General features: G+C 46.0%; 21 protein-coding genes and 1 riboswitch. Of the genes, 8 read left to right on the forward strand and 13 right to left on the reverse strand.

Annotated elements, in window-relative coordinates; all coding sequences use genetic code 11:
• Positions 1-155: 155 nt before the first annotated feature.
• The 9 genes from mioC to HC752_RS19915 all read right to left on the reverse strand — a co-directional run bounded on the left by mioC (position 156) and on the right by HC752_RS19915 (position 7,523).
• Positions 156-590 (reverse strand): FMN-binding protein MioC, encoded by a 435-nt coding sequence (gene mioC / locus HC752_RS19875; RefSeq protein WP_190336946.1) that lies wholly within the window; start codon positions 588-590, stop codon positions 156-158.
• Positions 591-1,189: 599 nt separating this feature from the next.
• Positions 1,190-2,551: a tRNA uridine-5-carboxymethylaminomethyl(34) synthesis GTPase MnmE gene (gene mnmE / locus HC752_RS19880; RefSeq protein ID WP_190336947.1), complete on the reverse strand. Its 1,362-nt coding sequence runs from the start codon at positions 2,549-2,551 to the stop codon at positions 1,190-1,192.
• Between the two features lie 128 nt (positions 2,552-2,679).
• Positions 2,680-4,317, reverse strand: coding sequence for a membrane protein insertase YidC (yidC, locus tag HC752_RS19885; protein ID WP_190336948.1), 1,638 nt, complete (start codon positions 4,315-4,317; stop codon positions 2,680-2,682).
• A gap of 2 nt (positions 4,318-4,319) precedes the next feature.
• Positions 4,320-4,577, reverse strand: a complete 258-nt coding sequence (yidD, locus tag HC752_RS19890) for a membrane protein insertion efficiency factor YidD (protein WP_190336949.1) — start codon at positions 4,575-4,577, stop codon at positions 4,320-4,322.
• Entirely contained in the window at positions 4,544-4,900 is a 357-nt protein-coding gene (gene rnpA / locus HC752_RS19895; protein ID WP_190336950.1) for a ribonuclease P protein component, read from the reverse strand. Before rnpA ends, yidD begins: the two co-directional genes overlap by 34 nt.
• A 12-nt stretch (positions 4,901-4,912) precedes the next feature.
• Positions 4,913-5,050 carry a 50S ribosomal protein L34 gene (gene rpmH / locus HC752_RS19900; RefSeq protein ID WP_101114886.1) on the reverse strand — a complete coding sequence of 46 codons (138 nt, stop codon included), beginning with the start codon at positions 5,048-5,050 and terminating at the stop codon, positions 4,913-4,915.
• Positions 5,051-5,269: 219 nt separating this feature from the next.
• Positions 5,270-6,007 carry an amino acid ABC transporter ATP-binding protein gene (locus tag HC752_RS19905; protein WP_190336951.1) on the reverse strand — a complete coding sequence of 246 codons (738 nt, stop codon included), beginning with the start codon at positions 6,005-6,007 and terminating at the stop codon, positions 5,270-5,272.
• On the reverse strand, positions 6,004-6,675 hold the full coding sequence (locus tag HC752_RS19910) for an amino acid ABC transporter permease (protein WP_190336952.1): 672 nt from the start codon (positions 6,673-6,675) through the stop codon (positions 6,004-6,006). The genes HC752_RS19905 and HC752_RS19910 overlap by 4 nt, the downstream gene beginning before the upstream one ends.
• A gap of 92 nt (positions 6,676-6,767) precedes the next feature.
• Positions 6,768-7,523, reverse strand: coding sequence for an amino acid ABC transporter substrate-binding protein (locus HC752_RS19915; protein WP_190336953.1), 756 nt, complete (start codon positions 7,521-7,523; stop codon positions 6,768-6,770).
• Positions 7,524-7,855: 332 nt separating this feature from the next.
• On the opposite strand from HC752_RS19915, the gene dnaA reads away from it, so the two are divergent.
• From dnaA to HC752_RS19940, 5 genes are all read left to right on the forward strand, one after another.
• A complete protein-coding gene (dnaA, locus tag HC752_RS19920; RefSeq protein ID WP_190336954.1) occupies positions 7,856-9,256 on the forward strand; it encodes a chromosomal replication initiator protein DnaA in 1,401 nt (466 codons plus the stop codon).
• Between the two features lie 15 nt (positions 9,257-9,271).
• Entirely contained in the window at positions 9,272-10,372 is a 1,101-nt protein-coding gene (gene dnaN / locus HC752_RS19925) for a DNA polymerase III subunit beta (RefSeq protein ID WP_190336955.1), read from the forward strand.
• A gap of 12 nt (positions 10,373-10,384) precedes the next feature.
• Positions 10,385-11,464, forward strand: coding sequence for a DNA replication/repair protein RecF (gene recF / locus HC752_RS19930; protein WP_190336956.1), 1,080 nt, complete (start codon positions 10,385-10,387; stop codon positions 11,462-11,464).
• 14 nt (positions 11,465-11,478) lie between these two features.
• Entirely contained in the window at positions 11,479-13,896 is a 2,418-nt protein-coding gene (gene gyrB, locus HC752_RS19935; protein WP_190336957.1) for a DNA topoisomerase (ATP-hydrolyzing) subunit B, read from the forward strand.
• Positions 13,897-14,358: 462 nt separating this feature from the next.
• On the forward strand, positions 14,359-14,793 hold the full coding sequence (locus HC752_RS19940) for an Hsp20 family protein (protein WP_190336958.1): 435 nt from the start codon (positions 14,359-14,361) through the stop codon (positions 14,791-14,793).
• 69 nt (positions 14,794-14,862) lie between these two features.
• Here HC752_RS19940 and HC752_RS19945 read toward each other — a convergent pair whose 3' ends face one another.
• Positions 14,863-16,113, reverse strand: a complete 1,251-nt coding sequence (locus tag HC752_RS19945) for a valine--pyruvate transaminase (protein ID WP_190336959.1) — start codon at positions 16,111-16,113, stop codon at positions 14,863-14,865.
• A gap of 377 nt (positions 16,114-16,490) precedes the next feature.
• On the opposite strand from HC752_RS19945, the gene HC752_RS19950 reads away from it, so the two are divergent.
• Complete coding sequence (locus HC752_RS19950) at positions 16,491-16,856, forward strand: hypothetical protein (protein ID WP_190336960.1); 366 nt, start codon at positions 16,491-16,493, stop codon at positions 16,854-16,856.
• A 64-nt stretch (positions 16,857-16,920) separates the two neighbouring features.
• Here the strand turns inward: HC752_RS19950 and glyS are convergent, their stop codons facing one another.
• Together glyS and glyQ are read right to left on the reverse strand one after the other, a co-directional pair.
• A complete protein-coding gene (gene glyS, locus HC752_RS19955) occupies positions 16,921-18,987 on the reverse strand; it encodes a glycine--tRNA ligase subunit beta (protein ID WP_190336961.1) in 2,067 nt (688 codons plus the stop codon).
• Between the two features lie 2 nt (positions 18,988-18,989).
• Positions 18,990-19,907, reverse strand: coding sequence for a glycine--tRNA ligase subunit alpha (glyQ, locus tag HC752_RS19960; RefSeq protein ID WP_190336962.1), 918 nt, complete (start codon positions 19,905-19,907; stop codon positions 18,990-18,992).
• A gap of 221 nt (positions 19,908-20,128) precedes the next feature.
• A riboswitch (yybP-ykoY riboswitch) is annotated at positions 20,129-20,261 on the forward strand.
• 91 nt (positions 20,262-20,352) lie between these two features.
• Here glyQ and HC752_RS19965 point away from each other — a divergent pair.
• Both HC752_RS19965 and HC752_RS19970 read left to right on the forward strand, forming a co-directional pair.
• Entirely contained in the window at positions 20,353-20,919 is a 567-nt protein-coding gene (locus HC752_RS19965; protein WP_190336984.1) for a TMEM165/GDT1 family protein, read from the forward strand.
• 88 nt (positions 20,920-21,007) lie between these two features.
• Positions 21,008-21,265, forward strand: coding sequence for a hypothetical protein (locus HC752_RS19970; protein WP_190336985.1), 258 nt, complete (start codon positions 21,008-21,010; stop codon positions 21,263-21,265).
• A gap of 79 nt (positions 21,266-21,344) precedes the next feature.
• On the opposite strand, the gene tusA is transcribed toward HC752_RS19970, so the two are convergent.
• A complete protein-coding gene (tusA, locus tag HC752_RS19975) occupies positions 21,345-21,593 on the reverse strand; it encodes a sulfurtransferase TusA (RefSeq protein WP_101115430.1) in 249 nt (82 codons plus the stop codon).
• Positions 21,594-21,597 lie beyond the last annotated feature (4 nt).

Below are 21,597 nucleotides of genomic sequence, written 5' to 3' on the forward strand. Positions count from 1 at the left end.
TAATAACGGGATAAATTACTATTTATCCACAGATGATTGAACTGAAAAATCATCATTTGATGTCAGTAAAGGGTCTAAATGTTATTCACAGGGCGTGATTTTTACTAAGAAGAGAGGAAGAAAGCAGAAAGTAAGGCGGGGATTCCGCCTTGTTATTAAAATTTGGTGATGTGTTCAAGCAGCCATTCCTCGGCTGCATCTTCAGGGACTGGGTTGTCTAGAATGTTGATGGTTAGGCAATCTGCTATCGGCGTACCACCGATATCTTCAAGAAGGGCATAGGCGTGTTTTCCTGCTGCACAGAAGGTATCGTAGCTAGAGTCTCCAATCGCGACAACCGCGTATTTAACCTCGGTCATTTTAGGCGGAGTATTTTGAAGAGCGTCAATGAACGGTTGAATGTTATCTGGATATTCACCGGCACCGTGAGTCGATGTAATAAGCAGCCATGTCCCATTGGCGGGGATTTCTTCGAGTTTGGGCTCGTTATGAATGGTTGTTTCGTGACCTCTTTCTTGGAGGAGATCGCTAAGGTGGTCACCAACATATTCAGCTCCACCGAGCGTACTGCCGGTCATTATGTGGATCATGGGCACATCCTTTTTTTGTGAGGCATTCTTTACCCCTTAATGGTTATTTGAAATCAGTTAACGAATAAACAGAAGTATTTTATCGGATTCGGCTGTGGATAAACAGATGACATAATGTGTGGTTAAATGAAATAGCGTGGCACTTAGGCTCTGTTAATCCGGGATCTTCTCTCGTTTCAACGTTTTTATTATGTTGTTCACAGTATGTGTATGGATCGTCTTGATATCAGGATCCTATTAGAAAACAACACGGATCGGAGTGATTAGAGGGGACGTGAAACGAAACTGACCGGTTTATTCGCGCGTCAGGTTGGTCGCGGTGCTTGTAGCAAAAAATGGCGAAACGACTTAGAAGGGGAGGGGGATACTGTTGCCCTTTTATTCCATGAGTTATGTTGTTTTTCCATTCTACGGAGTTCACTAATGGACGGTTTTTCTATGTGAGCCCCAATACGGCATCGAACATGTTATAGGGGCTCTCATGGGGACTAGATTTGGCAGTTAACGTCAACGGATGGAAGCAAACGGCAAATGACGATCTAATAAAATCAGTGGGTTATCTGCCGTTTTTTGCTGTTATTTTCCGTTATTTGCCCACTTTACTTGCCGATACAGAAAGATGAGAAAATGCGACCCAGTAAGTCGTCGGAACTGAATTCACCCGTAATTTCATTGAGGTGTTGTTGAGTGATCCGGAGTTCTTCTGCGAGAATTTCACCAGCCATGTAACCTTCAAGCTGCTGTTGACCGATGTCCAAATGCTCGGCGGCGCGTTCCAACGCATCCAGATGACGGCGTCGTGCCATGAATCCCCCTTCTTGGTTGCCGGCAAAGCCCATGATTTCTTTTAGATGATGACGCAGTGCGTCGACACCTTCACCTGTCTTTGCCGATAGGCGGATGAGGGTTGGTGTGTTCACGTGGCAGATCCCAAGATCTTCATTGGTTTGATCGGCTTTGTTACGGATCACCGTAATGCCGATATTGTCAGGTAATCGATCCACAAAATCGGGCCAGATTTCACGCGGGTCAGTGGCATCGGTTGTGGTGCCATCCACCATAAATAAGACTCGGTCGGCTTGTGCTATTTCTTCCCAAGCGCGCTCAATCCCAATTTTTTCCACTTCATCGGACGCTTCACGTAAACCCGCGGTATCAATGATGTGCAGTGGCATCCCATCAATATGAATATGTTCACGCAGGACATCTCGTGTTGTACCAGCAATATCGGTCACAATGGCAGACTCTTTGCCTGAAAGTGCGTTAAGTAGGCTGGACTTCCCTGCGTTTGGTCGACCGGCAATCACCACCTTCATGCCTTCTCGCATGATGGCGCCTTGATTGGCTTCTTGGCGAACCGCGGCTAAGTTATCAATGATGGTCTGCAGATCGGTCGCGACTTTACCATCAGCAAGAAAATCGATTTCTTCTTCTGGGAAATCAATGGCGGCTTCGACATAGATGCGTAGGTGAATTAAAGAGTCCACCAGCGTATGAATGCGTTTGGAAAACTCACCTTGCAGAGATAGCAGAGCGGATTTTGCCGCCTCTTCCGAGCTTGCATCGATTAAGTCTGCAATGGCTTCGGCCTGAGTTAAATCCATTTTGTCATTCAGGAATGCGCGCTCAGAAAACTCACCAGGACGGGCGGGGCGCACGCCTGAGACAGTCAAAATGCGTTTTATCAGCATGTCCATGACAACCGGACCACCGTGCCCTTGAAGCTCTAAAACATCTTCACCCGTGAACGAATGTGGGTTAGGGAAGTAAAGTGCTATGCCTTGATCCAGCTCTGCACCATCTTGGTTTTTGAACGACAGATATTCCGCGTATCGAGGCTTTAATGCTTTGCCTGTCACTTCAAACGCGACCTGCGCGGCAAGTGGACCGGATACTCGAATTATACCTACACCACCTCGTCCCGGAGCGGTAGCCTGAGCGACTATCGTGTCAGTTGTCATAACTATTACCTGAAGGGGCTTTTCGCCCATGACTGTGTTGAATTCTTTGTGCGCAATTGTAATCAGCGCCATTAAGAAAGGCGACCATTTGGCCGCCTTTCTTTCTATTATTTTGGCTGTATTCGTATTTATTTGGCTGTCTTGGTATGCAAGCCTTTCTTTTCCAGTGCTCGGTAAATCAGTGTTTGCTGAATCACTGTTACGATGTTCGACACCAACCAGTATAGAACCAAACCGGAAGGGAACCAAAGGAAGAAGAACGTGAACATCAATGGCATGAAGTTCATGATTTTCTGCTGCATTGGATCCGTAATGGTGGATGGGCTCATTCTCTGGATAAGGAACATACTTGCCCCCATCAGAACAGGAAGGATGTAGTACGGGTCTTGTGCAGACAAGTCCGTGATCCAACCAAAGAACGGCGAGTGACGAAGTTCAACCGATTCCATCAACGCCCAGTACAATGCGATGAAGATGGGCATCTGAAGAAGGATGGGTAAACAGCCACCTAACGGGTTTACTTTCTCTTTCTTGTACAGTTCCATCATTTCTTGGCTCATGCGTTGGCGATCGTCGCCAATACGCTCGCGCATCGCTTGCAGCTTAGGCTGTAGCATACGCATTTTTGCCATGGAAGTGTATTGCGCTTTGGTCAGCGGGTACATCGCACCACGAACAATAAATGTCAGAACCATGATAGCCACACCCCAGTTAACTACAATGCCTTGAATGGCAGAGAGCAACCAGTGAAGAGGCTTCGCGATGAACCATAGCCATCCGTAATCCACTACCAAATCTAGGTGTGGCGCAACGGCTGCCATTTCTTTTTGCAGTTTAGGACCAACCCAAAGCGTCGATTCAACCGAACTTTTGTCACCATTGGCAATCGTGATGTCTGGAATACGAACACCGATATCCCCTTTGTTGCCGATGACACGTGTATATAATCGGGTGCCTGGTTGTTGCTCTGGGATCCACGCCGCCGCGAAGTAGTGTTGGATCATCGCTGCCCAACCTTGACCGGTTGTTAATTCAATGGCCAAGCTGCGGTCTTGCATGTCTTCAAAGCTGTATTTCTTATAGTTAACGTCTTGCGATGAGTAAGCGCCACCACGATACGTCGGCATGGTAATGCTGCCACCATCGTCCATTAGGTCTTGGCGAAGGTGGGCATACATCGCGAATGTGGCGTTGGTGCCAGAGTTATTCACCACGTCGTATTTCACTTTAACGTCGTAATGACCGCGCTTAAGAACAAACGTTTTGACGTACTGTAATCCGTTCGCTTCAAACGTCATTGGAATGCTCAGTTCATCTTCACCATCGACCAACTCAAAGTTGTTTGAGCTCACCTGATAAACTGGGCGGCTCGTGCTGCTTAGGTCGATACCCTGAGGGCCAACAAGACCACTTTGAGCAATAAACGTTTGACCTTGGCTGTTTTTCAGCAATTCAAATGGGTCTGCTGAATCGAATTCTTTTGCATATTGGTTTAAATTGGCTTCAACCACGTCACCACCGAATGTATCGATAGAGAGCGTCAAGACATCTGTTTTTACGGTTACGATTTGCGCTGAAGGCGTCGCTGCTTGAGGTACAGGATCGGCTAGTGGGTCCGCAAAGTCTGGGGCAGGAAGAGTACCGCTGTTTTGTACCTGCTCAACCTGTTGTTGTGGCGCGGGATTCTTTTCTACTTGCCACTGTTGGTACAGCAAGAAAGAAACCAGTGCCAAAGCGAGCAGTAGGATATTACGTTGAGAATCCATCGTTATTTATCTCTGTCTTGTTTTTGGTGTGGTGGAACGGGGTCATATCCCCCATCGCTCAAAGGATGGCATTTTAATAGACGTTTGCCTGATAACCAACACCCTTTTACAAAACCGTGAGCTTTCAACGCTTCAATCGCATATTGAGAACAGGTTGGTGTAAAGCGGCAACGTGGTCCAATTAACGGACTTATTACCCACTGGTAGAGTTTTATCAGACCAATGGCTAACCACGAGAAGGGCGAGAAAGGCGATGCCATAATTTATCGAAGAGCTTGAACATTTCCTCATTGCTTAAATCTTGAGCGCTTTTCTTCGCGATCACAACAAAATCTTTGCTTGGTAGCTGATGTTGTGACAGGCGGAAGCTTTCTCTAGCCAGACGTTTGAAACGATTACGACCGACGGCAGTTTTAATCTGCTTTTTAGGGACAGCTAAGCCTAAGCGAGGATGTGAAAGAGAATTCTCTCGGGCAATGATGGTGAAATGAGGTGAGCCGGCTCGATGAGCTTGCTGGAAGACATTTTTATAATGCTCGGGAGTTAACAAACGTAACTCCCGATTAAACGCGTACTTGCTCAAAATAATTAAATATTATTTTGAAAGGCGCGCACGGCCTTTTGCACGACGTGCATTAATTACTTTACGACCGTTCTTAGTTGCCATGCGAGCACGGAAACCGTGAGAACGCTTGCGCTTCAGAACTGAAGGTTGAAAAGTGCGTTTAGACATTGTTATTACCTTTACTGATCAGTAGTTTTTAGGTTTATGTTAAACCCGGCGTGGGAGTTAACTTTACTCTGGCTCTTTATTAGAAAGCCTGAGCAAAATCCGACGCCTCTCAACAAAGAGGCGGAATTGTAATCACTGACTCATTAAGAGTCAATCATTGGTCTAACGAAAATTCCGGTCGACGAATTATACGGATTGTCAGTGAAATCTCAAGGATCCTTATTCGATCCCGACCTGGCGAAGAAATTTTTGTAATTTTGGATCCTGTGGATGACCAAAAATATCTTGTGGAGAACCTTGTTCCACTATGTGCCCATTGGCCATGAAGATCACGCGGTCTGCGACTTCTCGGGCAAATTGCATCTCATGCGTAACGACAAGCATGGTTTGTTTTTTGGCGGCGAGCGATTTCATTAAACTGAGCACTTCGCCCACCCATTCCGGATCCAATGCTGAAGTCGGTTCATCAAACAACAGCAGTTCTGGTTGGAATGCCATGGCTCTGCCAATGCCCACTCGTTGCTGCTGACCCCCTGAAAGCGCGGCAGGGTAGCTGTCTCCTTTATCACTTAAGCCAATGTCGTCTAGAATCGCTTGAGCGCGTTCTAAAGCCTGATCTTTCTTCCACCCACGGACAGTGATCAAGCCTTCGGCAATGTTTTGTCGCGCCGTCATGTGGGCAAATAACGCATAACTTTGAAAAACAAAGCCGGTTTTGCGACGCAGTGCCAATACATCCGATTTAGTGTGTTTTTCTGCATCAACAGCGATGTCATCAATGGTGATCACGCCTTTGTTGGCTTGTTCTAGAAAGTTCACACAACGCAGTAGCGTGGACTTTCCTGTTCCGCTTGAGCCAATGATAACGATGATTTCACCCTGCTGAATCTCGATATCAATGCCTTTCAATACCTCGGTATCGCCAAAGCTTTTATGAATATTGTCGAGTTTTATCATCGTACGTACGCCTTATTGAGCTTGGCTTCCGCCCAAATTTGAACACGGGTTAGAATTAAGACCACCCCCCAGTAAATCAGCGCAACCGCTAAGAATGCTTCAAAGAACCGGAAACTGGACGACGCTTCCATTTGCGCTTTCGCCATGATTTCAGCCACACCCAAAGTAAAGGCCAGTGACGTCGATTTGATCATATCGATGAAATAATTCATCAAGGACGGAAGGGCTACGCGGGTTGCCTGAGGCAAAATAATGCGCCGCATGGCTTGGCTAGTGGTCATCCCCACAGACAAACTGGCTTCCATTTGGCTTCTGTCGATGCCAATAATAGCTGCGCGAATGCTTTCCGCCATGTAAGCGGCAAAGTGCAAGGTTAAGCCGATAACCGCCGCGCTAAACGCATCCAAGCCCACCATGAATGGAAAGAGTTGAGGCAGTCCATAATAGAGTAAGAAAAGTTGAACGAGCAGCGGTGTGCCTCGGAAAAAGCTGATGTAGAGCTGGCTTAGCTGATCCAGCACTGGCACTTTAAACACACGGATATTGGCGAGAATAACCGACAGTATTAAAGAAAACAGCAGTCCCCAGGTGGCCATAGACATGGTGGTGCCAAGATACTTAAGCAGTATCGGCATCAGTTCCATCATGTAGTTAACGTCGAAACCCATATGATTACCTGTACTTAAAATTCGGGTGTAGCAGAGACAAGAAAAGGCGGAACCATGATTCCACCTTTATCCTTGTGTATCGCGATTTTTGATTATTGAGTGATGTCGTCGCCGAACCACTTAATAGAAATGTTTTTTAGTGTGCCATCTTCACGCATCGATTTCAGTGCCGCATTCACTTCTTTTTGAAGCTGACGACCCGCTTCGTTGTCCACGAACGGCCATGCGTTTTGAATGGTTTCGAACGGCTGACCTGCAAGCTCAAGAGGAAGACCGGTCTTCTTGATAAGCTCGAGTGCCGATAAACGGTCCATGATGAACGCGTCAGCACGACCAAGGGCAACATCGTGCTCAATACCCGTGTCGTAGGTCTTGATGTTGATTTTGTTGTCTTTGTCGTAATCGCGTAGCAATTGCTCAAAGTTCGAACCTAAGTTAACGGCAACCGTTTTGCCTGCAAGATCAGCGATGCCTTTAATCTCATTGTTGCCTTTGCGAACCGTAATTTGTGCACCGTCGACCACGTATGGGTCAGCAAAAAGGTATTTCGCTTTACGCACATCCGTCATCGTGATTTGGTTAGAGATGGTGTCAATACGTCCCGTTTCTAAAAGACCAAACAACCCTGAGAAGTTGGCAGTAACGTATTCAACGTTGTAATCGTTGCGTTTGCCAATTTCGTCCCAAAGATCGACTTCAAAGCCTTGAAGCACATCTTTTTCCACAAATGTGAATGGGAAGTAGCGTCCCGACATACCAACTTTTACATCCGTCGCAGCATGAACAGTGTGTGCGAAAGAAGCAGTGAGAGCGAGAGCAGCAAGAGCGGATTTAATCCAGTATTTCATTCGTTATATCCTCATTTTTATGGAGGGGAATATTACTGTTAATTGTATCATTAGTGAAAATAACAAGTTGTTATTATAAATAACCAACTATCTTAAAGAAACGATTTGTTAACATTTAATATTGGGGATAAACCACTATTGATCCACCGTTTTATGATGATCATGTGGGTAATGTTGGGGAAAAGTGGATGGATCACTCGAATAGAGGATGAAAAATTGTGAATAACTTAGATCTTATTCATGGGATCTGCGATCATTTACTAGCGATCTCGCCAGCAGAGCGCTAGAATTACCAACCTTTTCCAAATAACGATTACAAGAGTGAGGGCAACGTGTCATCTTCGCTTTGGTTGCAGTGTCTGCAACAGCTACAAGAAGAGCTACCAGCGACTGAATTCAGCATGTGGGTAAGACCGCTTCAAGCGGAGCTCAATGACAATACCCTGACTTTATTCGCCCCTAATCGATTTGTGCTTGATTGGGTTCGTGATAAATACTTCGATAACATCAATCGCTTGCTTCTGCAATTTTGTGGGAGTGATATTCCCAGCCTTCGTTTCGAAGTTGGTAGCCGCCCAGTCTCTGCCCCCGCCCCTGCTGCTCGCTCAAAAGCGGATGTTGCAGCTGAATCGTCGGCGCCTGCTCAGCTTCAAGCACGCAGACCTGTGCATAAAACATGGGAAAATGAAAATGAAGTGGTGGACATCAATCACCGCTCTAACGTGAATATTAAGCATAAATTCAATAACTTCGTTGAAGGTAAATCGAACCAATTAGGTTTGGCAGCCGCACGGCAAGTTGCGGATAATCCTGGTGCAGCGTATAACCCACTGTTTCTGTACGGCGGTACAGGCTTAGGTAAAACCCACTTACTTCATGCTGTAGGTAACGCCATTGTGGATAACAAACCCAATGCCAAAGTGGTGTACATGCATTCTGAACGTTTCGTTCAAGACATGGTAAAAGCGCTGCAAAATAATGCGATTGAAGAATTTAAACGCTATTATCGCAGCGTAGACGCGTTGCTGATCGATGACATTCAATTCTTTGCCAACAAAGAGCGATCTCAAGAAGAATTCTTTCATACGTTCAACGCCCTGTTAGAAGGCAACCAGCAAATCATCCTAACTTCCGACCGTTACCCTAAAGAAATCAATGGGGTCGAAGATCGATTGAAATCTCGCTTTGGTTGGGGATTAACCGTAGCCATCGAGCCGCCGGAGCTAGAAACCCGAGTGGCCATCTTGATGAAAAAAGCGGAAGACCATCAAATTCACCTTGCCGATGAAGTGGCGTTTTTTATTGCGAAACGCCTACGTTCAAACGTTCGTGAATTGGAAGGGGCATTAAACCGCGTGATTGCGAATGCGAATTTTACAGGCCGTCCTATCACCATCGATTTTGTTCGTGAAGCATTGCGTGATTTATTAGCTCTGCAAGAAAAATTGGTGACGATCGACAACATCCAAAAAACCGTCGCCGAATACTACAAGATTAAAGTCGCGGATTTGCTGTCTAAGCGCCGTTCACGCTCCGTTGCTCGTCCTCGTCAATTAGCCATGGCGCTGTCCAAAGAGCTCACCAACCATAGTTTGCCTGAAATTGGGGATGCCTTTGGTGGTCGTGACCACACCACGGTGCTGCACGCTTGCCGTAAGATAGAGCAGCTTCGTGAAGAGAGTCATGATATAAAAGAGGACTACTCGAACCTAATTAGAACCTTATCGTCATAAGGCAAAGAGATACCAATGAAATTTACCATCGAACGCAGCCACCTGATTAAACCATTACAACAAGTTTCTGGCGCTCTGGGTGGACGTCCCACATTACCCATCTTGGGCAATTTGCTTCTGAAAGTAGAAAATAACGAACTTTCACTGACGGCAACCGACCTTGAAGTTGAGCTGATTGCAAATGTGGCGTTGGAAGGGGACTTTGAAGCGGGCAGTACAACCGTTCCTTCCCGTAAATTTTTGGATATCTGTCGAGGGTTACCAGACGATGCGATCATCACTGTGGTGATGGAAGCGGATCGCGTTCAAGTGCGTTCTGGTCGAAGCCGCTTTTCGCTATCCACTTTGCCTGCGAGTGATTTCCCAAACATCGAAGATTGGCAAAGCGAAGCGGATATTACGCTGTCCCAGCAAGAGCTGCGTAGCTTGATTGATAAAACACAGTTTTCAATGGCGAACCAAGATGTTCGTTACTACCTCAACGGTATGCTGTTTGAAATTGAAGGAACAACGCTTCGCTCTGTGGCAACAGACGGTCACCGTATGGCGGTATCGCAAACTCAGCTTGTTACGGAGCTACCGAACCAACAAATTATCTTGCCTCGTAAAGGCGTTCAAGAGCTCGTAAAGCTGTTGGATGCGCCAGAAGCGGAGGTAACGTTACAAATAGGCAATGCCAACCTGCGTGCCGCCGTGAATAACTTTACCTTTACCTCTAAATTGGTGGATGGTCGATTCCCCGATTACCGCCGAGTGATGCCACAAAGCAGCAATAAAACATTAGAAGCGCCATGTGATGAATTGAAACATGCGTTTTCTCGTGCGGCGATTTTATCCAATGAAAAATTCCGTGGCGTACGCGTGAATTTCATTGGCAATGAAATGCGCATTACGGCCAACAACCCAGAACAAGAAGAAGCAGAAGAAGTGCTTGATGTTTCTTTTGAGGGCGACGACTTGGAAATCGGGTTTAACGTCAGCTACGTTTTGGATGTATTGAATACCCTTCGCTGTGAAAAAGTGCGAATCTCAATGTCCGACGCGAACGCCAGCGCACTGATTGAGAATGCCGATGACGACAGCGCCATGTATGTGGTGATGCCCATTCGCTTATAGTGGATTGGGCTTATGCCACTCACTCGACTGATTGTTCAGACATTTCGTAACATTGAAGCCTGTGACGTTGAATTGTCACCAGGCTTTAATTTTCTTATTGGTCCTAATGGCAGTGGGAAAACCAGCCTAATTGAAGCGATTTATTTGCTTGGTCATGGGCGTTCATTTAAGAGCTCTTTAACGGGGAGAGTTATCCAAAACGGCTGCGATGAACTCTTCGTACATGGTCGTTTTTTGAACCAGGATCAATTTGAGCTGCCAATTGGCATTAATAAGCAGCGCGACGGCTCAACAGAGGTTAAAATAGGCGGTCAGTCTGGGCAAAAGTTAGCGCAGTTAGCTCAGGTTTTACCTTTGCAGTTGATTCATCCTGAAGGATTTGAATTATTGACTGATGGACCAAAATTTCGTCGAGCCTTTATCGATTGGGGCGTTTTCCATACCGAGTCACATTTTTATGATGCATGGGGACGATTTAAACGACTCAATAAGCAGCGGAATGCGTTACTGAAAACCGCCACCCATTATAAAGAGCTCAGTTATTGGGATCAGCAAATGGCAACGCTGGCTGAAAACATCAGTCAATGGCGACAAGAATACGTTGAAAACATGAAGAAAGTGGCAGAAGAAATCTGTCGCACTTTTTTGCCAGAATTTGATATCCAATTGAAGTATTATCGAGGGTGGGACAAAGAGACACCTTATCGGGATATCCTCGAAAACAACTTCGAACGTGATCAGTCATTGGGCTATACATTCAGCGGACCCAATAAGGCTGATTTGAAAATCAAAGTGAATGGAACGCCCGTTGAAGACGTTTTATCACGCGGTCAATTGAAACTTATGGTCTGTGCGTTGAGAGTCGCGCAAGGGCAGCACTTAACTCAAATGACAGGAAAGCAGTGTATCTACCTGATAGATGATTTTGCTTCTGAATTAGATAGCCAACGTCGACAGCGTCTTGCAGACTGCTTGAAAGCGACGGGGGCACAAGTATTTGTAAGCTCTATTACTGAGAGCCAAGTCGTTGATATGCTCGACGATAATGGCAAAATGTTTCATGTGGAACATGGCACAATAGAGCAAGGATAAAAAGAGAGTAACTCATGTCAGAAAATTACGATTCATCGAGTATTAAAGTACTGAAGGGGCTGGATGCGGTTCGTAAGCGTCCGGGTATGTACATCGGCGACACTGACGATGGCACCGGTTTACACCACATGGTCTTTGAGGTGGTGGATAACTCTATTGATGAAGCGTTAGCAGGTCACTGTAGTGACATCATTGTGACTATTCATGAGGATAACTCAGTATCGGTACGTGATGACGGCCGTGGTATCCCAACGGAAATGCACCCGGAAGAGAACGTATCGGCAGCCGAAGTGATCATGACGGTACTTCACGCTGGTGGTAAGTTCGATGACAACTCATACAAGGTATCGGGCGGTCTACACGGAGTAGGTGTTTCGGTAGTAAATGCGCTGTCTAAGCAGGTAATGCTAACCATTCATCGTAGTGGTGAAATTCACACCCAAACATACCATCATGGTGAGCCTCAAGCGCCACTGGCTGTGGTTGGTAAGACAGATAAGACGGGGACTGAAATCCGTTTTTGGCCGAGTGAAGAAACCTTCACGAATATTGAATTCCATTACGATATTTTGGCAAAACGCCTACGTGAGCTTTCATTCCTAAACTCAGGTGTCTCCATCAAACTGGTTGATGAGCGCGAAGACGACAAAATGGATCACTTCATGTTTGAAGGCGGAATCCAAGCGTTTGTTGAACACTTGAACACAAATAAAACACCGATTATTCAAAAAATATTCCACTTTGATTTTGAACGTGAAGATGGCATTACGGTCGAAGTCGCCATGCAGTGGAATGATGGTTACCAAGAAAACATTTACTGTTTCACTAATAACATCCCTCAGCGTGATGGTGGTACTCACTTAGCCGGCTTCCGTGCTGCACTAACGCGCACACTCAATAGCTTCATGGACAAAGAAGGCTTTTCGAAAAAAGCGAAAACCGCGACCTCCGGTGACGATGCTCGTGAAGGTCTAACGGCTATCGTCTCAGTGAAAGTGCCGGATCCGAAGTTCTCAAGTCAAACCAAAGATAAACTGGTTTCTTCTGAGGTGAAGTCTGCGGTTGAATCTGCCATGGGTGAGAAATTGTCTGAGTTCCTTGTTGAGAACCCAGGTGAAGCGAAGATTGTCTGTACCAAGATTATCGATGCTGCCCGAGCTCGTGATGCGGCACGCAAAGCGCGAGAAATGACTCGTCGTAAAGGTGCCTTAGATTTGGCGGGTCTGCCAGGCAAGTTAGCGGATTGTCAGGAAAAAGACCCAGCACTTTCTGAACTTTATATTGTGGAGGGTGATTCTGCGGGCGGGAGTGCCAAGCAGGGTCGTAACCGTAAAAACCAAGCGATTTTGCCTCTGAAAGGTAAAATCCTTAACGTTGAAAAAGCACGTTTCGACAAAATGCTGTCTTCCCAAGAAGTGGCAACGCTGATTACCGCTCTTGGATGTGGGATTGGTCGTGACGAATACAACCCAGATAAGCTCCGCTACCACAACATCATCATCATGACCGATGCCGATGTCGATGGTTCTCACATCCGTACACTTTTGCTCACGTTCTTCTACCGTCAAATGCCAGAGCTGATTGAGCGTGGCTACGTGTACATTGCTCAGCCACCACTTTACAAAGTGAAGAAAGGCAAGCAAGAGCAGTACATCAAAGATGAAGATGCGATGAGTCAGTATCAAGTTGCCTTGGCTCTCGATAACGCAGCACTGCACGTGAATGCAGAAGCACCAGCACTCGCAGGTGAAGCGTTAGAGAAACTGGTTCAACAGTACAATGCAGGCATCAAACTAGTGGATCGCATGAGCCGCCGCTACCCACATGCATTGGTGCATGAATTTATTTATGTGCCTCGTTTAAGTACTGAACATTGCCAGGACACAGCAGCCGTTGAAGCTTGGGGTAAACGCCTTGTCGATCAGCTCAATGAGAAAGAAGTCGGTGCAAGCCAATACAACCTAGAAATCGAAAAGCACGAAGAGTTAGGTGTGAGCCTACCAAAAATTGTGGTTCGTACGCACGGTGTCACCCATGAGTATGTTCTCAGTGTTGACTTATTTAATTCGAAAGAATACGGAAAACTTGCTGAGCTTTCAGAAGCGCTAGAGGGTCTTATTGAAGACGGAGCTTACATTAAACGTGGCGAGCGTACTCAGCCCGTTGTGAACTTCGTTGATGCTCTGAATTGGTTAATCAAAGAATCTCGTCGTGGTTTGAGTCTACAGCGATACAAAGGTCTAGGTGAGATGAACCCCGATCAGCTTTGGGAAACCACCATGGATCCTGAAACACGTCGCATGATGCAAGTGACCATTGAAGATGCGGTAGGAGCAGATCAACTGTTTACTACGCTGATGGGGGATCAAGTGGAGCCGCGTCGTAACTTCATTGAAGAGAATGCGCTCAAAGTCGCCAACCTAGATGTCTAGATTACTTGGTGTTTAGCCCTTTCGCTTCATTTCTTCGTCAGAGGTGCTCACATACGCTTGTATGTGTATGCTCCGCGCCTCTTCCTTGAACTGAAGCGAAATTGCGTTGCCCCATGAAATCTAAATTATTAGATAAAAGATCGCCTTATTCGGCGGTCTTTTTTCTTTTTTAACACCATGAAAAATAATGGATTTGAAATTATTTTTGTTTTTTCTCTTGAAAGATTAGGCGACTATCCACATATCTAGTTTTGAGAGAACGCCGTAAGGGTCTCTTAAAGCGCTTGTCCCGTTTGTGTCTCGCCAATAGGGCTAAAAAAAGAACAAACAAATACGGAAAGCACACCATTTAACTTTTGTTAGCGACCATGTCCCAGCGCAACCATTGCCAGTGGAATGGTAAGACTGACTCCTTGGTATCCTAAAATTGCCAAGGCTATTGCTTATCATAAGGATAGTATTATGCGTAATGTAGATTTCACTCCCCTATACCGTAACGCCATTGGTTTTGACCGCCTGTTAAACCTGATGGAAGCCAATAATGCCAAGAACTCTTCTGGTGGCTACCCTCCGTACAACATCGAGCAAAAAGACGAAAACAACTACCGCATTACGATGGCGGTGGCAGGTTTTTCGGATGATCACTTAGAGATTACTCAGAAAGAGAACATGCTGATTGTGAGTGGTGAGCGTCAAGCCGAAGACGGGAAAAATTATGTGTATCAAGGTATTGCTGAGCGCAACTTTGAACGTAAATTCCAGTTAGCCGATTACGTGAAAGTGGTTGGTGCCACCATGGAAAATGGCTTGTTGCATGTCGACTTAGAACGCGAAATTCCGGAAGCAATGAAACCACGTAAGATTGCCATTAATGGCAAGAACCTCATTGAGAATTAAGACGTTAGCCTTCTAGTCGCAAAACGCCCGCATCTGCGGGCGTTTTTCGTTTTGTATTGCAAACTTGTGCTATTTGCTGTCGTAGGCTTTTTTTATTTCTTCCGCAATCACCGCAATGCCTTTTTGCATCGCCTCATCGTCTTGCACGTAGTTCATGCGTAAACATTGGTGTGCGTGATCCCATTCGTCTTCCTGTCCAATAAAGAAATACTCACCCGGAACAATCAGAACGCCTCGGTCTTTCAGTCGTTGGTACAATTCCACTGTGGTAATAGGTAACTCATCAAACCACAACCATAAGAAGATAGCCCCTTCCGGTTTATGAATGCGAAAACGTGGGTCATCGATGGCCTCTTGTAGAAGCTGAACGGCGCGTTGAGATTTCTGTTGATAGAACGGTTTGATGGTATGTTGGCTCAGGCTGAGTAAATCACCAGATTCAATCATGTGCTTACCTAGGGCTGGACCTAAACTTCCTGGCGCTAAGCTAATGATACCATTCATATTAGCGAGGGCTTGAGTGACTTCCTCGTTGGCGATCACAATGCCACATCGAAGCCCCGGTAAACCGAGCTTAGACATGCTCATGCACAGAATGGTGTTGTCGTTCCAAAATGGCGTCACATCTTCAAAGATGATGTTTGGGAAAGGTGTTCCATAGGCATTATCAATGATCAACGGAATATCGTTTTCACGTGCCAGTTTATCCAACTTACGAATTTCTTCGTCCGTTAACACGTTGCCAGTTGGGTTGGTTGGCCTTGATGCACAAATTGCCGCAACAGATTTATCCACTTTTAGCTGCTCAAAATCCACATGGTATTTGAACATGCGATTATCCAGCATTTCGATCTCAGGGTGGTAAGACACGAAAATGTCATCGTCAATGCCTGTATCACCATAGCCTATGTATTCGGGGGCAAGAGGAAGTAATATTTTTTTGTGCGAGCCATCAGATTGCTGACCAGCAAACAGGTTAAAAAGGTAGAAAAAGCCACTTTGACTGCCATTGGTTAGGCTGATGTTTTTTTCTGAAACGTCCCACCCATAAGTTTCTTTCAATAGAGAAGCTAAAGCGGATATAAACGCATTTTTACCTTGAGGACCATCATAGTTCGCCATGGAGGCTACCAGCTCTCCACTTTCCAGCATTTCGGTACTGGCTTGATGAAAATAGTCGAGCATTGCAGGAATAGCGGCAGGGTTACCGCCTCCGAGCATGATGGCACCTGGCGTACGAAGGCCATCGTTTAAGTCGTCCATTAGCTGGGTAATACCTGAATATCGATTAAATTTGTCACCAAATGTAGAGAACTGCATTACTTCTTTTCCTAAATATTTTTTGCCATCTGTTGTGTAGCGACTGAATCAAGGTGGTTTGTGATTCAGCGCTGATACTTATGTTGATAATTTATTGTGCAAGACTGCCCAACATACATTATCGAAACAGGAAGTAAAGAGGGTAAGAAGCTTTGTTTTTCATGGTGTAAAAGCAAGGAGGGAGGGGACGAGAAGCTCATTTTTACGTAGCTCATTGCAATGATAAGGAGATCAACTAAAGCGATGAAACTCTATTCAGCACTTAGAATTGTGACTTTGGAGGAAGAGTCAAATTGATTATTGGGAGATGTAACAATTAAATTTCTCATGTTTATAAATATAATCCAATTTTTAAATCATGATGTATAAGTGCGAATATGAAACTAAGAACATTAACTATTCTGTCCACAGCACTGCTGCTGTCTGCGTGTAATATTAACAACTACCAAGCCGCTGCACCTACTGCCTCTGAAAAAGACATTGAGATGGCGAAAGAAGCATTAGCGCACATACCTAACATGAAGGTGACTGAAGACGGTTATATTGAATACGTTCAAAGCCTTCCTAGTAGTGGCTATAAATGGAATACAACCACCATTAATAAAATCAGCAAAGAGTGGTCTTGCAAGCAAGCTTACAATTTTTTGGAGAAAGGGTTTGTAACGCGTATGTTTTTCAAAGGTCAGGGTGGTCGTGAAGAGTACTTCGACAAAGCACGTTGTGACGCGGAAGAAGCGAACTGATTTTTACCTGTGAATTCATTAAAAAGGAAGCCTGATGGCTTCCTTTTTGACGTTTATACCTAAATTACTTCTGCAGAAGCGAAATATCCGCAATCTGTAGGAATAGGTTGCGTAGGTTGTTGAGTAGCGTTAGACGGTTCTTCTTCAGCGCTTCGTCATCGGTCATGACCATGACGTTGTCGAAAAACGCATCCACAGGATCACGCAGATCAGCAAGCTTGCTGAGGGCTTCTTGGTAGTTGCCTGTCGCGAATGCGGGCTCTAATGCTTCTGTCATGACTTCCACGTTTTCAGCCAGTGCTTTTTCGGCGTCTTCTTGAAGAAGTGCTAAATCGATATCTGCTGTCAACTCACCATCAAATTTCGCCAGAATGTTACCTACACGCTTGTTTGCGGCGGCTAGAGCTTCTGCGGCTTCCAACTCACGGAAGTGAGACACCGCTTTAACTCGTTGGTCAAAGTCTGCGGGTTTGGTTGGGCGACGAGCCAGTACAGCCTGAATGATATCAATGCTGAATCCTGCGTCTTGGTACCATGCACGGAAACGACCCAGCATAAAGTCGATGACGTCCGCTTCAACGTTGTCGTTGGTTAGCTTATCGCCTAGTAATGCTTTCGCTTTACTGATCAAATCAGTCAGGTCGAGGTTATAGCCATTTTCAACGATGATGCGCAGCACACCTAATGATGCGCGACGTAACGCGAATGGATCAGAGCCTTTTGGTGCTTGACCAATCCCGAAGATACCAACGATGGTGTCTAGCTTGTCTGCCATGGCTACTGCCGATGAAATCCCCGTGCTTGGGAGGTCGTCACCCGCAAAACGAGGCATGTATTGTTCGTAAAGCGCGAGTGCGACTTGCTCGTCTTCGCCATCGTGTTTTGCGTAGTGCATGCCCATCACACCTTGCGTATCCGTGAATTCGAATACCATAGAGGTCATAAGGTCACATTTCGCTAGAAGACCAGCACGCTTCGACTTTTCAACGTCCGCATCAATTTGCTCAGCGATATAGCCTGCAAGCTCTGTGATACGGTCTGTTTTGTCTTTGATCGTCCCCAATTGCTTCTGGAAGATGGCTTGGTCTAGCTCAGGAAGACGGTCGATAAGTGGGCGCTTACGGTCGGTGTTGAAGAAGAATTCCGCATCCGCAAGACGTGGACGTACAACCTTCTCGTTACCTTCGATTACGTGGCGAGGCTCTTTCGACTCGATGTTCGACACGAAGATAAAGTTTGGCAAAAGATTCTTATCGGCATCATAAACAGGGAAGTACTTTTGGTCGCCTTTCATGGTGTAAACCAACGCTTCAGAAGGCACCTTTAAGAACTCTTCTTCGAACTTCGCCGTTAATACGACGGGCCATTCAACCAGAGAGGTGACTTCTTCAACCAGATCATCTTCTAGGTCAGCTATACCGCCAACGGCCGCCGCGGCTTGTTGAGCGTCCGCAAGAATGATGGCTTTACGTGTTTCGTAATCGGCCATCACTTTACCGCGTTCTTCTAGAATTGCAGGGTATTGGTCGGCAGAGTCGATAGTGAACGCTTGCTTGCCCATGAAACGGTGGCCACGGATAGTACGAGCCGATGCGACTCCTAGGATCTCGCCTTCGATTAGTTCATCACCGAGCAGCACAGTCAGCGTTTTCACGGGACGGATAAATTGAATGTCTGAGCTGCCCCAGCGCATGGCTTTAGGAATGGGCAGGTCCGCCAGTGCTTTCGCCGCGATGTCTATTACCAATTCTTGAACGGATTTGCCAGCCACTTCTTGTTTGAAGAGTAACCACTCGCCTTTGTCGGTTTTCAGGCGGTCGGCTTGCTCAACCGTAATACCGTTACCGCGCGCCCAACCTTGTGCTGCTTTGGTTGCGTTGCCTTCGGCATCGAATGCCACAGAGAGAGCAGGACCGCGTTTTTCAACCACTTTGTCTGCTTGCCTTTCCGCGAGGTTCGCCACTTTCAGCGCGAGGCGGCGAGGCGCAGCAAACCATTTAACGCCTTCATGAGAAAGCTCTGCCGATTTTAGACCCGCTTCAAAGTTAGCAGCAAAGGCTTCTGCTAGTGAACGAAGTGCCGTTGGTGGAAGTTCTTCCGTGCCCAGTTCAATTAGAAAATTCTTCGCCATGATTATTTACCTTCCTTCTTACACATAGGGAAGCCAAGTGCTTCACGTGACGCGTAGTACGCTTCTGCAACGGATTTCGTTAGGTTACGAATACGAAGGATGTAACGTTGACGCTCGGTGACTGAAATCGCTTTACGAGCGTCAAGTAGGTTGAAGGCGTGACCAGCTTTAAGAATACGCTCGTAGGCGGGAAGCGGCAGTGGTTTTTCCAGTTCAAGTAGCTCTTTACACTCTTTTTCACACTGTTCGAAGAAAGTGAATAGGAAATCTACATCGGCGTGTTCGAAGTTGTACGTTGATTGTTCCACTTCGTTTTGGTGGAAAATGTCACCATAAGTGACGTTTGAGCCGTCTGGCGCAACGTTCCACACAAGGTCGTAAACGGAATCGACTTCCTGAATGTACATGGCAAGACGTTCGATACCGTAAGTGATCTCACCGGTCACGGGCTTACACTCAAGACCGCCCACCTGTTGGAAGTAGGTAAACTGAGTCACTTCCATGCCGTTTAGCCACACTTCCCAGCCTAAGCCCCATGCACCTAAAGTTGGGTTTTCCCAATTGTCTTCTACGAAACGAATATCGTGAACCAGTGGGTCGATACCAAGTACTTCAAGTGAGCCTAAGTACAACTCCTGAATATTATCTGGAGAGGGTTTTAGCGCTACTTGGAATTGATAGTAGTGCTGCAGACGGTTTGGGTTTTCACCATAGCGACCATCGGTAGGACGGCGTGAAGGTTGAACGTAGGCCGTAGACATTGGTTCTGGACCAAGTGCACGCAGACATGTCATTGGGTGAGAGGTGCCAGCACCGACTTCCATATCCAAAGGTTGTACAATCGTACAGCCGTTTTGAGCCCAATAATCCTGCAGCGCGAGGATCATTCCCTGGAAGGTTTTGATATCGTAATTTTGCATAGTCAGGTTCGCGCGATTCTTATGTATGATTTATTGAAAATAACCATTGAGTATACCCAGTTCTTTGCTTGCCGAGTAGAGGAAATATCGCTTAAACCTTGCTCAAAACAGACATTTCACACCAAACCCGTCGGAACTCTCGCAAAATTGACATTTTATGCGCAAATAGAGGCGTTTGATGACATGTGTAACTTGCCATTATAAGACGCAAATTCTACAATCAGGCTGTCTTTGGGGAGTAGCTTACCCGTCCTTCTTGGAAGCAGGATAGGTTTGTACGTCAACATATTTGATGAAAACATCATGGCGTACGAGACTCAACCACCTAAAAAATTATCGCATTAGGTTGAGTTTAGCGAGACCATAGACAAGGTTCACAAACCAGGGGTGGGGTGTGAAACTTGTCTTTGGTTGTATTCAAATTCCCTACCCCATTGAGCATGTCGTGAGCGTTCTAGCTATATCCATTGCCAGTGTTACTCTGGCAGAGATTGGGGACAAAACCCAATTACTCTCTCTTATACTTGCCAGCCGGTATCGAAAACCAGTACCTATTGTGCTTGCTATCTTTTTGGCGACGTTATTGAATCACTCCCTTGCTGCGTGGCTTGGTGTGGTGGTGGCGGATCACTTGTCTCAAGAGGTGTTACGCTGGGTTGTCGTACTCAGTTTTTTCGCGATGGCGCTATGGGTATTGATTCCAGACAAAATGGATGAAGAAGAAGGGGACGTTTCGTTTCGTGGTCCTTTTGTGGCTAGCTTTATTGCGTTTTTTATTGCAGAGATTGGCGACAAAACGCAGGTTGCGACGTCTATTCTTGGGGCGCAGTTCTCTGAACATCTCCTGATGGTGATTATCGGTACGACTATCGGTATGATGCTGGCCAATGTGCCTGTTGTGATGATCGGTAAATTCAGTGGAGACAAACTGCCACTGACCCTGATTAGGAAAGCCACTTGTGTGCTCTTTATTTTACTGGCTATCGGTGCGCTTGTTTTTGGTACGGAGTAATCCATTGTATTTGTGAAAACAGACACATATTTCGTTTTTACGAAATGGTATGTTGCCAATGAAGAGTGTGAAACAAGAGGGTAAAACCATGTTAACGCGCTATATGGGCATGACACCGCAAAGTCAAAGTTATCTGTTTACGTGTGGATTGGGGCTGACGCTACTGGGAATGGTGTTAACCGAGATGTGGCTGCCAATGGTGGTCGGTGCCATCATCATGACGGGGTTAGCTGTTGAGTCTTGGATTCGGGTGCAACATTTGATTCCAATGAGAAAAGATCTGAGAGAGCTGCATCATCAGATAGAACATGTCCAGCACCAGCTTCGATCCAAAAACGGAGAATGAAAATTCAAAAAGAGGGTAAGTCTAGGCTTGCCCTCTTTTTTTGTTGTATCGGCGGCGAGAGCAGAGACAGCAAGGCAACCTAATCCATCCCTTTTTTGATCAGATATTGGTAAGGCAAGGAATCAATCTGGCTTCCTATTAACTGGTGATCCATAAAACGACAAAAGCTCGGAATATCGCGCGTTGTTGAAGGGTCATCGGCCTTCACGAGCAAGACATCCCCATTTTCCATGTTTCGAATGGTTTTTCTTACCATCATGACCGGTTCTGGGCAGCGAAGACCTTCCGCCTCCAGAATTTTGGTCGCAAGAGTTGGATCAAAAGTCATAGTT

The sequence above is a fragment of the Vibrio sp. S9_S30 genome, from assembly GCF_014694455.1.
Classification (GTDB): domain Bacteria; phylum Pseudomonadota; class Gammaproteobacteria; order Enterobacterales; family Vibrionaceae; genus Vibrio.